Consider the following 10,634-nt stretch of genomic DNA (forward strand, 5'->3'; position numbering starts at 1 on the left):
CATTTTCATACGAGCTGGACTAGAGCTTATTCTAAGGCACTAGCTCCTGCTACAATTTCTGTAATTTCTTGTGTAATCGCCGCCTGTCTGGCACGGTTATACTGAATTGTCAAATCATTGATGACTTTCTTAGCATTATCTGTCGCTGTTTGCATGGCTGTCATACCAGCAGCATTTTCAGCTGTCTTGGCATCGATAATAGCCCCGTAAATCATACTTTCTGCAAACTGAGGCAACAACTGCTCCAAAATTTCTTCTCGGCCTGTCTCCAATTCAAAAGTCAAGCTGTAGTCTTCATCCGCTTCATTGGGATCCAAGTCAACAATAGGAAGCATTTGCTCCACACGCATTTGACTGGTTAGCGTGTTAACATGGTGGTTGTAGCAGACATAGAGCTCATCAAAAAGTTCATTTTGATACATTTCAACAGTTTTTGAAATAATCTTTCGAACTTCATCAAAGCTAGGTTGGTCTGCCAAGCCACGTAGTTCATAAAGTGGTTGAATACCACGAGCCTTAAAGAAATCAGCTCCCATTCCACCGATACAGATCATTTCAAAACCTGTACCGTCTGGATGGTATTCTTCTTTCAACTCCATAACGGCTTTCAGAATAGAAGAATTATAACCTCCAACCAAACCGCGATCTGAAGTAATGACGATATAGCCAGTCTTCTTCACGGGACGGCTAATCAACATCGGATTGGTTGAACCACCAGCTCCATTACCATGAAGAATATCTGTCAAAAGTTTGCGAACTTTCTGAGCATAAACTTGGAAGTTGCGAGCAGCTTCTTCAGAGCGACCAAGCTTAGCAGCCGATACCATTTGCATGGCATTTGTGATTTGACTCGTATTTTTTGTTGAGGCGATTTTTGTTTTAATATCATTTAGAGATACTGCCATCTGACACCTCTATTCTTATTGGAAGCTGGTTTGATTGAGAAACTCTGTAATCGCAGCATCCAAGACTGCTTCTTCTGGCAAGTCTTTTGTATCACGAATGGTTTCCAAAATCTCTGGGTGTTGAGCGTCAAAGAAGGCATGGAACTCTTCCTCGAAACGAACAATATCATCTACTGGAACAGTATCCAAGAAACCATGTGTCAAAGCATAGAGAATGGTTACTTGTTTCTCAACAGGTAATGGTTTATGAACAGGTTGTTTCAAGACTTCAACTGTACGACGTCCACGGTTCAACTTAGCCTGTGTTGCTGCGTCCAAGTCAGAACCAAACTTAGTGAAGGCTTCCAACTCACGGTATGAAGCAAGGTCGATACGAAGTGTACCAGCAACCTTCTTCATGGCTTTGATTTGTGCAGAACCACCTACACGTGATACAGATGAACCCGCATCGATGGCTGGACGAATACCTGCATTGAAAAGCCCATCGCCAAGGAAGATTTGTCCATCAGTGATAGAAATCACGTTGGTTGCGATATAGGCAGAAATATCTCCTGCTTGTGTCTCGATAAAAGGTAGGGCTGTAATTGATCCACCACCAAGTTCATCAGAAACTTTAGCTGAGCGCTCAAGCAAACGGCTGTGAAGATAGAAAACATCCCCTGGAAAGGCTTCACGACCTGGAGGACGACGAAGCAAGAGTGACAGTTCACGATAAGCTACCGCTTGTTTTGATAAATCATCATAAACAATCAAAACATGTTTCCCTTGGTACATAAATTCTTCTGCCATGGCAACCCCAGCATAAGGAGCTAGGAAAAGCAATGGAGATGGTTGTGAAGCAGAGGCTGTCACAACGATTGTATAATCCAAGGCACCGTACTGACGTAGTGTTTCTACTTGCGTACGAACCGTTGATTCTTTTTGTCCAATCGCGACGTAGATACAGATCATATCTTGACCTTTTTGGTTCAAGATTGTATCAATCGCAATGGTTGTTTTCCCTGTCTGACGGTCACCGATAATCAACTCACGTTGACCACGACCAATCGGTACAAGGGCGTCAATAGCTTTCAAACCAGTTTGCAATGGTTCTGATACAGACTTACGTTGCATAACACCAGGAGCTGGTGCTTCTACTGGACGAGTTTTATCAGTGTGGATTTCTCCAAGACCGTCAACTGGACGACCAAGCGGATCCACAACACGACCAATCAGACTTTCACCTACTGGGACTTCCATGATTTTACCTGTACGGCGGATTGTATCGCCTTCACGGATATCTGTAAAGTCACCCAGGATGATAATACCAACGTCTGTTGACTCCAAGTTTTGAGCCATACCATAAGAGCCGTTTTCAAAAATCAACAACTCTCCACTCATGGCATTTTCAAGGCCATGAGCACGCGCGATACCGTCCCCGATATAGGTTACAACACCTGTTTCAGTCACATCAAAATTGGGTTTGAAATTTTCAATTTGTTGCTTAATTAAAGCGCTGATTTCTTGTGCGTTAATTGCCAAAAGAACACCACTTTCTATTTCAAATTTTCTTTAACAACTTTAAGTTGTTGTTTAATACTCACATCAATTGTCTTGTGATTGGCAAAAATGACAAAACCACCAATGAGACTTTCATCGATTTGTTCGTTTACACTCCTTACTTTCAGAGACATTTTTTTCTCAATCAAAGGGAGCAAGCGACTCTTTTGTTCATCAGTTAAAGGATGAGCTGACCTAATCGTCACTTCAAATCGATTTGTTTCTTTTTCAAGTCGGTTCAAGCAATCTTCAAGCACATCATAAAAAAGATTTGCTCTGTGATTGTAAATAAGAACCTGGATAAAGTTTTGCAATAAAGGTGACACTGAGTCTTGGAAGAAAGCAATCGTTTTTTCCTTGTCAGACTCGTCTACGGCCACTTTTTTTAAAAAAGAAGGTAAGCCTGTTTCTTCAGCAACTTGCTTGATTTGAGTCAAGTCTGAAAAAATACGGTCTTCTTCTCCTTTTTCAAGTACCAATTGGACAAAAGGCATGCTGTATTTTTCAATTACCTTTACTGTTTTCTTGTCCATTAAGCTTCTCCTAGCTGATCGATATACTGATCAATGAGTTCTTTATGGGCATGACCATCAAGGTTTTGTGAGATGATTTTACCAGCCAAGCTGATTGTCAAATCTGCCACCTCACCCTTAACGCTTTGTAAAGCTTCAGCTTTGTTTTGAGCAATTTCTTGGTTTGCTTTTTCTTTTAAGCGTCCTGCTTCTAGTTTAGCATCTGCTAAAATACTAGCCTTACTTTTCTCAGCTGTTTCTTTCGCATTCTCAATGATTGTCTTAGCTTCTTTACGGCTACCAGCCAATTCATCTTCGCGTTTTTGAGCCAATACTTCCGCTTTTTGACGTGCTTCTTCAGCTCTGTCAATATCTGAAGCAATTTTTTCAGCTCTTTCTTCGAAAATGCCTGTAATATTAGACCATGCAAATTTTTTAATCAAGACTAGCAAAAGGATAAAAGAGCCAGCGATTAAAATAAAATTACCAATTAATTCACCTACTGTTACGTGCATCAGTTACTCCTTTCTACTCTTCATCATTAATTTTATTTCCTAGGTACATAGAGGATAATAGTGTAAAGACATAGGCCTGTACACAAGAAATGAACACGGAAAATGCAGTCCAAACTAAGTTTGTCCCAAATGCGATTGGATACCAAAAAATAGCCTGATGTGAAAGTAAGAGAAGCAAGCTTGTCATTACTTCACCTGCAAAGATATTCCCAAAAATCCGCAAAGCAAGAGAAAGGAAATTCGTGACTTCTTCAAGTAGATTCATCGGTGTCATAAATGCAGGAGTTACAAAACCTTTTAGGTATTGTTTAATCCCACGACGACGAATCCCCTCAATATGCGCCATCACAATAATACAGAAAGACAAGACAAGGTCAAATGAAAGATTTGCAGTTGGCGATGTCCAAAGGTTTGTCCCATCTGTTGTTTGAAGTTTAGCCATCAAACCAAGATTATTGGCGATGACCATAAAAAGAAATAAACATAAGTAAAAGAGTGAGTAATCTTTCATGTAGTGGGAACCAAGGTTAGGTTCTGTAAATCCAATTACAAAATCATAGAGATACTCTAGTACATTTTGTTTACCTTTGGGTTTCAAGGTCATATTACGACTTGCCCAATAGATAAATGCAAAAATCAGAAACACAGACAGCAAAGTCAAGGCTGTCAAAGTTAAATCAAAGGTAACAGGACCAATATTGATGGTTGGATTGATACTTTCTTCCATCTAACATTCTCCCTTCTCCAATTTATATTTCGTTATTTAATAATAAATGAGAAGACAAGAGTTACGAAGAAAGTTCCTTCAATAAAGGCAACCCCTAAAAACATCAAGCTACGAAACTCAGCGATAATATCTGGTTGGCGAGCTACTGATTTCAACAAACCATTCATCAACATACCCTCACCAAGAGATACACCCATACAGGCAAGACATAGACCAAAAAATGTTAAATTCATGACGAATTCTCCTTTTAATTAAAATTTACTTACTTAGTTTAGTCCTAAAAATTGGATTTGTCAACTTTTTACAACATTGAAAGCGTTTAATGAAAANTATTTACAATTTTACTATTTTTAAGCCTATTATATAGAAAACTTTGTAAAAAACTTAGTAATAAATCCGACCATTATCTAGACCTTTCTGAAAAATAATTGAAAAAATACCGAGATGAAATCTCGGATGGAAATTAATATATTTTCTTTAACTTCTTTTCTTTTAGTGAGCAGGATTAAAGGGAAAGCAACAAGAAATCTTTCAGCTCCTGCTTGCTTATTAAGCACGAACTGTGACGCTGGTTCCATCTTCCTTATAAAGATTGATGAGACCCTCTTTGAGAGCACGAACCATGTCTCCTGCTTGAACAGGCTGTGGGACTTTGATTGTCAAAAGTTCCATTGGATTTGGAGCGCGGTCGATTTTATTGCCTTTGGCATCATGCAAATCTTCGATATAAGTTTCAAAGTGACGGAAACCTGGGCCGTAAAACTCAACTTGGTCTCCTTCGTTAATAACGTTCCGTTGACGAATGGTTGCTGTTTGTGTCGCATCATCATAAGAAACCACTTCAGCAACAAACTTGTACTCAGGAATTTTACGGCGAGCACCAAATAACTGCTCATTTTCAGATGGTGTACCATAGTAAAAGCCTGTTGCCAATTCACGTTGGGCAACCTTCCACATCTCATCAATCAAGTCTTGCTTGATATCTTCAAATTTTTCTGGACTCTCTAGATAAGCATCAACAGCCGCCTTATAACAGTTGGTTACTGTTGATACGTAGTGAATAGACTTCATACGCCCTTCAATCTTAAGACTGTCCACTCCATTTTCAATCATATCTGGGATATGGTCAATCATAGACATGTCAACGGCTGACATTGAAAATTCTTCTGGAATCTCACCTTTCAGACTCTTGCGTTCTTTCCCAAATGGCATATCATAAAGATCATACTTCCAACGGCAAGACTGAGAGCAACCACCACGGTTAGCATCACGCATACTCATGTGATTTGAAAGTGTACAACGACCAGAGTAAGAAATGCACATAGCTCCATGGACAAAGGCTTCAATCTCAACGTCTGTACGTTTGCGGATTTCTGCCAATTCTTCCATTGAAACCTCACGCGCCAAAACGACACGAGTCAAGCCCAGTTCTTTCCAGAACTCAAGGGTTTCATAGTTAGTGGCACTTGCTTGAGTGGAAAGATGGATTTCAAGACCTGGTGCTTCTGTTGCTGCAATCATAATCAAGGCTGGGTCAGACACGATAACTGCTGCAATCCCAATATCACGCAGTTTACGAAACCACTCACCAGCACCAGCTTCATTTCCTTCATGCATAACCATGTTGGCAGCCACATAAACCTTAGCACCATACTTGGCCGCAAACTGGACACCTTCTTCCATCTGTTCAAAGGTAAAGTTACCTGCACGGCTACGAAGACCATAGGCCTGACCACCAATAAAGACAGCATCCGCTCCATATTGAACAGCTACTTTTAGCTTCTCTAAAGTCCCTGCAGGTGATAAAACCTCAGGACGTTTTAATGTTTTTGTCATGTTTTCTCCTATTTGCAATATAAAAGTTTGACGTTTTTCCTTCTCATTTTATAGTAAATAAGTGATAAAATCAAGCCTAGACAGATTGTTTTGACAATTCTAATCTTTTAAACTTTACATAATAACTGTTAAACAGTCGAAAATTACCCCAGTTTTAACAAGTAGTCAAAAAGTCTAGGAAAGAGCAAAAACCAGTATCCAAAGATACTGGCTAATTAAACTACATGGAATAAGTTAGTCCTTAAATGACTATTCCCACTCAACTGTTTTCTAAATTGATAAGGTTCGATATAGTGTGAAATTAAGGATTTATACTCAGTTATTTTTATAAGAACTTATTAAAATTAATTTCTGTTATTTGTAAATTGTTTACAGAGTTGAAATTAATGTGTAGCAAAAACACAACATTTTTTGTATAATAGTATTAGTAAAAAAAGGTGGTGAGATAATGAGATTAGCTGTCAGATTAGCAATAGAAACACGAAATAGCATCGATACTCTAAAAAAAGAAATAAAAGCAACTGGAGAATTTGATAATCTTCATCTTACTAATGGTTTTGTCGTAAATAAAGCTTATTTAGATTCTAAAAAAATTACTGCTGAACAAAACTGGGATAAAGTATTAAAATTTGAATCTCAAGTTGAGGAACGAAGTGCTCCAAAAACTCGAACTGATTTACAAGTAAATCAGACTACTATTGATGGCATTGCTGAATTAAAAAAGATTTTATCTCTATATACAAAAACAAGTTATGTAACCACTTCATTTGTTATCAGAATGATAGTAAGAGGTTCTCTTTTAGTGCGTCACGGAAAAATTTAGGCTTCAAGCCTATTTTTTTATTCCAACTTCAAGCGTTGACAAAACACGACACTTATTTTATAATAGTGTCGTTGATGAATTACAACACTAAAATTATATAAAGATGGTTCAACAATGGTTAGATCAATTTTTAATGCAGAATACATTTATTCGACTATTTTTTGTAGTGTTAAATATTTTATGCGTTTAACTTTACAGTTTAGGAATGGGAGAAGTTTATAATCAGTTTCTGAAGAAAAAAGTATAAAAAATGCTATAATAGAATATATATAGTAAGAAAGGAGAATTACAATTGTTACCTAAAAAAATTATCACACCTAAAGTACCACCTATCAAAATCCAAGGAATAAAAACTAAATTAGTTCCATTTATTGCCGAATCAATAAAATGGGATGGTCAAGGAACATACTTTGAACCATTTATGGGTTCTGGTGTAGTAGGTTTTAATTTAGAACCCCAGAAGGCTATTTTTAGTGATACCAATCCCTATATCATTCAATTTTACAAAGATATTCAAACAAAGAAGATTACTGCTCAAACAGTTAGAACTTTTTTAGAAAATGAAGCAACTAAATTATCTAGTACACCGGCTGATAAGACATCTTATTACTATGAAGTTAGAGATAGATTTAATAAAGAACATAGCTCTTTAGATTTTTTATTTTTACAACGTTCCAATTTTAATGGAATGATACGTTTTAATAATAAAGGGAATTATAATGTTCCTTTTGGACGAAAACCAGAGAGATTTCAAAAAGCATTGATTACAAAAATTGTAAATCAAGTTTCATGGGTTGAAGAAATAATAGAGGGCAAAGATTGGGAATTTATCTGTATGCCTTTCACTAAAGCATTTGAAATGATGGGAGAAAATGACTTTGTTTATTTAGACCCTCCGTATATTGATCGTTATGATGGATATTATGATTCTTGGAGTGAAGAATATGCGGTATTACTCGCAGAACTTACTCAAAAAGGAAAAGCTGGATACGCCTTTAGTATGTGGTACGAAAATCAATACAGAAAAAATACACATATGGAAAAATGGAACGACGGGAAGTTATTGACTACTGAACATTTTTATCACTTAGGAGCAAAAGAATCTAATAGAAATAAAATGATAGAGGCTTTAGTAATAAGTGAACAAAATTTGAATTTAGAAGAAGTTCATTTTGAACAGGAGCAAATTAGTCTTTTTGAAATATAAAAAATAGAGCGAACTGCTCTATTTTTTATTAAATGTTTTATCATATTGAATTAAATAATTAGAATACAGTTTCTTTAATTCTAACGATTTAGTTTTATCAGTTTTAGCAATCCACTCAAAATATCCTTCAAGATTATTATATAAAGATTGTTTTACCTTTTGGGTATCAGTATATCTTGGGTAATGTTTCCAATAATCGTTAAACACATCATCTCCTAAAACGGAGAAAGGGCCTGCACCATAAGCAAAAGGATTAATGGATGTTGAAGTAATTGTTCCAATATTATCAGTGTTTCCACTACCTTTTTTATCACCACATATTCTGTACTTTTCCTGAACGAATACCTCAATGTTTTTATAGGCTGGAACTATCGATTCCAAACATTTAAAATCGACTTTACCTGTAGTTGGTTTTTGTTCACGAGTATAAACAACACCTAAAATATAATGACCGTCATAATCTGAATAGTTACCTACGATATTCTTTTTTCCATTTCTCATAAAACTTGTAAAACTACCACCTGTAAAGCCAAATTTCGTATTTTCGCTTCTTCTGTAAGTAGTTTTTATATCGATGGCAATTTTTCGCCCATCTTGCTTTTTAAAATAAAAATCAGGGTATACAGTTTGTTTTTCAGATTCATGTAAAGTATAGCCCAATTCATTGGCTGAACGTTGCAATGCTTCAAAAGCTATAACTTCAAACAATCTACCTATAATCTTTGAATCACTCCCAAACGTGTAGATTTCCTTCTTTTTGTTTATAAAACCAACGAGTTCCCATTCATTTTCATTTTCTGGTAAATACTTAGCAATAGTATCAATTATTTTATCTGTATAAGGTGTCATTTACTCAGCTCCTTTGTTTGCGAATTGTTTGCGATTATTTAATTAAAGGCTCTGAAACATTGATTTCAAAGCCTTTTTATTGTAATTTTTCTTACTCCCACTCAACGGTTGCAGGTGGTTTACTTGTGATATCGTAGACGATACGGTTAACATGATCCACTTCGTTTACGATACGTACTGAGATTTTTTGAAGGACATCCCAAGGAATTTTGGCAAAGTCAGCTGTCATACCATCGATAGAGGTGATGGCACGGATTGCAATCGTGTAGTCATACGTACGACCGTCACCCATAACACCGACTGAACGAACACCTGTATTAACTGTGAAGTATTGCCAGATATCACGGTCAAGACCAGCTTTGGCAATTTCTTCACGAAGGATAGCATCTGATTCACGAACGGTTTCAAGTTTCTCTTCAGTGATTTCACCCATGACACGGATAGCAAGACCTGGTCCCGGGAATGGTTGGCGCCATACGATGTGATCTGGCATACCAAGCTCTGTACCAAGGGCACGAACTTCGTCTTTATAAAGAGTGTTGAGTGGTTCAATCAATTCAAACTGCATGTCTTCTGGAAGACCACCCACGTTGTGGTGTGACTTGATAGTTTGAGCTGTATCTGTGCCAGACTCGATAACGTCTGTATATAAGGTACCTTGAGCAAGGAAGTTCACATCTTTGAGCTTGCTTGCTTCGTCATCGAATACATAGACAAACTCGTTACCGATGATTTTACGTTTTTGTTCAGGGTCAGAAACGCCAGCAAGTTTGTCAAGGAAACGTTTAGCAGCATCTGCTTTGACGATATTCAAACCAAACTTACCACCAAGCATGTCCATAACTTGATCCGCTTCTCCTTTACGAAGAAGACCGTGGTCCACGAAGATACAAATCAATTGATCACCAATCGCTTTTTGAAGAAGAACTCCAACAACTGAAGAGTCAACCCCACCTGAAAGGCCAAGAAGGACACGTTTATCACCGACTGTTTCACGGATTTTTTGGATCTGCATGTCGATGAAATTATCCATTGACCAATCACCTTTAGCCTTACAGATGTTTAGAGCAAAGTTACGAAGGATATCATTCCCGTATACAGAATGACGAACTTCTGGGTGGAACTGGATACCGTAAATGTGTTTATCTGGGTTTTCAATGGCTGCGTATGGACAGTCAGCTGATGTACCTGTACGAACAAAGTCAGCAGGAATCTCGGTAACTGCATCGCCGTGGCTCATCAATACAGTCTGTTCATCAGGTGTTGATTCAAAAAGCGCTGATGGTGTGTGAGTTAGGGTTGATTGACCGTATTCACGATTTCCAGCGTCACCTGCAGGGACAACTTTTCCTCCAAGTTTATGGGTCAATAACTGCATACCGTAACAAATTCCCAAAATTGGAATTCCAAGTTCGAATATTTCTGGGTCAATATCGAATGAACCATCTTCGTATACAGAATTTGGACCACCTGAAAGGATGATTCCTACAGGATTGATTTCACGAACTTCAGCAGCTGAAATTTTATGGCTTTTTAGTTCTGAAAACACACCAATCTCACGGATACGGCGTGAAATCAGCTGGTTGTACTGGCTACCATAGTCCAATACGATGATTTTTTCTACATCTTGCAAATCAGTTGAAATGTTGCTCATCTTTTTCCTTTCTCAAAAGAAATATCTTTTCCAATATTCTATCACAAATAAGGGCGAATTACCAACT

At 37.5% G+C, this 10,634-nt stretch carries 11 protein-coding genes; 2 read left to right on the forward strand and 9 right to left on the reverse strand.

The window, feature by feature from the left end; translation table 11 throughout:
* Window positions 1-26: 26 nt before the first annotated feature.
* The 7 genes from SMSK597_RS08895 to SMSK597_RS08925 all read right to left on the reverse strand — a co-directional run bounded on the left by SMSK597_RS08895 (window position 27) and on the right by SMSK597_RS08925 (window position 6,034).
* Window positions 27-905 (reverse strand): F0F1 ATP synthase subunit gamma, encoded by an 879-nt coding sequence (locus tag SMSK597_RS08895; RefSeq protein WP_000301220.1) that lies wholly within the window; start codon window positions 903-905, stop codon window positions 27-29.
* Window positions 906-920: 15 nt separating this feature from the next.
* Window positions 921-2,426: a F0F1 ATP synthase subunit alpha gene (gene atpA, locus SMSK597_RS08900; RefSeq protein WP_000996629.1), complete on the reverse strand. Its 1,506-nt coding sequence runs from the start codon at window positions 2,424-2,426 to the stop codon at window positions 921-923.
* Window positions 2,427-2,440: 14 nt separating this feature from the next.
* On the reverse strand, window positions 2,441-2,977 hold the full coding sequence (locus SMSK597_RS08905) for a F0F1 ATP synthase subunit delta (RefSeq protein ID WP_000359032.1): 537 nt from the start codon (window positions 2,975-2,977) through the stop codon (window positions 2,441-2,443).
* Complete coding sequence (atpF, locus tag SMSK597_RS08910) at window positions 2,977-3,471, reverse strand: F0F1 ATP synthase subunit B (RefSeq protein ID WP_000558549.1); 495 nt, start codon at window positions 3,469-3,471, stop codon at window positions 2,977-2,979. Before atpF ends, SMSK597_RS08905 begins: the two co-directional genes overlap by 1 nt.
* A 13-nt stretch (window positions 3,472-3,484) precedes the next feature.
* Window positions 3,485-4,198 carry a F0F1 ATP synthase subunit A gene (gene atpB, locus SMSK597_RS08915; RefSeq protein WP_000392863.1) on the reverse strand — a complete coding sequence of 238 codons (714 nt, stop codon included), beginning with the start codon at window positions 4,196-4,198 and terminating at the stop codon, window positions 3,485-3,487.
* A gap of 32 nt (window positions 4,199-4,230) precedes the next feature.
* Window positions 4,231-4,431: a F0F1 ATP synthase subunit C gene (locus SMSK597_RS08920; RefSeq protein WP_001054559.1), complete on the reverse strand. Its 201-nt coding sequence runs from the start codon at window positions 4,429-4,431 to the stop codon at window positions 4,231-4,233.
* A gap of 316 nt (window positions 4,432-4,747) precedes the next feature.
* Window positions 4,748-6,034 carry a peptidase U32 family protein gene (locus SMSK597_RS08925; protein WP_000169069.1) on the reverse strand — a complete coding sequence of 429 codons (1,287 nt, stop codon included), beginning with the start codon at window positions 6,032-6,034 and terminating at the stop codon, window positions 4,748-4,750.
* A gap of 448 nt (window positions 6,035-6,482) precedes the next feature.
* On the opposite strand from SMSK597_RS08925, the gene SMSK597_RS08930 reads away from it, so the two are divergent.
* A complete protein-coding gene (locus tag SMSK597_RS08930; RefSeq protein WP_001234755.1) occupies window positions 6,483-6,857 on the forward strand; it encodes a hypothetical protein in 375 nt (124 codons plus the stop codon).
* 292 nt (window positions 6,858-7,149) lie between these two features.
* Window positions 7,150-8,064, forward strand: coding sequence for a DNA adenine methylase (locus tag SMSK597_RS08935; RefSeq protein WP_000937036.1), 915 nt, complete (start codon window positions 7,150-7,152; stop codon window positions 8,062-8,064).
* Window positions 8,065-8,082: 18 nt separating this feature from the next.
* Here the strand turns inward: SMSK597_RS08935 and SMSK597_RS08940 are convergent, their stop codons facing one another.
* Window positions 8,083-8,913 carry a type II restriction endonuclease gene (locus tag SMSK597_RS08940; RefSeq protein WP_000189388.1) on the reverse strand — a complete coding sequence of 277 codons (831 nt, stop codon included), beginning with the start codon at window positions 8,911-8,913 and terminating at the stop codon, window positions 8,083-8,085.
* A 91-nt stretch (window positions 8,914-9,004) separates the two neighbouring features.
* The gene (guaA, locus tag SMSK597_RS08945; RefSeq protein ID WP_000065713.1) at window positions 9,005-10,567 is read right to left on the reverse strand and encodes a glutamine-hydrolyzing GMP synthase; all 1,563 of its coding nucleotides are present in this window, start codon (window positions 10,565-10,567) and stop codon (window positions 9,005-9,007) included.
* Window positions 10,568-10,634 lie beyond the last annotated feature (67 nt).

The sequence above is a fragment of the Streptococcus mitis SK597 genome, assembly GCF_000148545.1.
In the GTDB taxonomy this organism is placed as follows: Bacteria; Bacillota; Bacilli; order Lactobacillales; family Streptococcaceae; genus Streptococcus; species Streptococcus mitis_C.

Coding starts and splice junctions, on each gene's coding strand:
- guaA (WP_000065713.1), bottom strand. CDS start 10,567: ATGAGCAACATTTCAACTGATTTGCAAGATGTAGAAAAAATCATCGTA.
- SMSK597_RS08930 (WP_001234755.1), top strand. CDS start 6,483: ATGAGATTAGCTGTCAGATTAGCAATAGAAACACGAAATAGCATCGAT.
- atpF (WP_000558549.1), bottom strand. CDS start 3,471: ATGCACGTAACAGTAGGTGAATTAATTGGTAATTTTATTTTAATCGCT.
- atpB (WP_000392863.1), bottom strand. CDS start 4,198: ATGGAAGAAAGTATCAATCCAACCATCAATATTGGTCCTGTTACCTTT.
- SMSK597_RS08940 (WP_000189388.1), bottom strand. CDS start 8,913: ATGACACCTTATACAGATAAAATAATTGATACTATTGCTAAGTATTTA.
- SMSK597_RS08905 (WP_000359032.1), bottom strand. CDS start 2,977: ATGGACAAGAAAACAGTAAAGGTAATTGAAAAATACAGCATGCCTTTT.
- SMSK597_RS08920 (WP_001054559.1), bottom strand. CDS start 4,431: ATGAATTTAACATTTTTTGGTCTATGTCTTGCCTGTATGGGTGTATCT.
- SMSK597_RS08925 (WP_000169069.1), bottom strand. CDS start 6,034: ATGACAAAAACATTAAAACGTCCTGAGGTTTTATCACCTGCAGGGACT.
- SMSK597_RS08895 (WP_000301220.1), bottom strand. CDS start 905: ATGGCAGTATCTCTAAATGATATTAAAACAAAAATCGCCTCAACAAAA.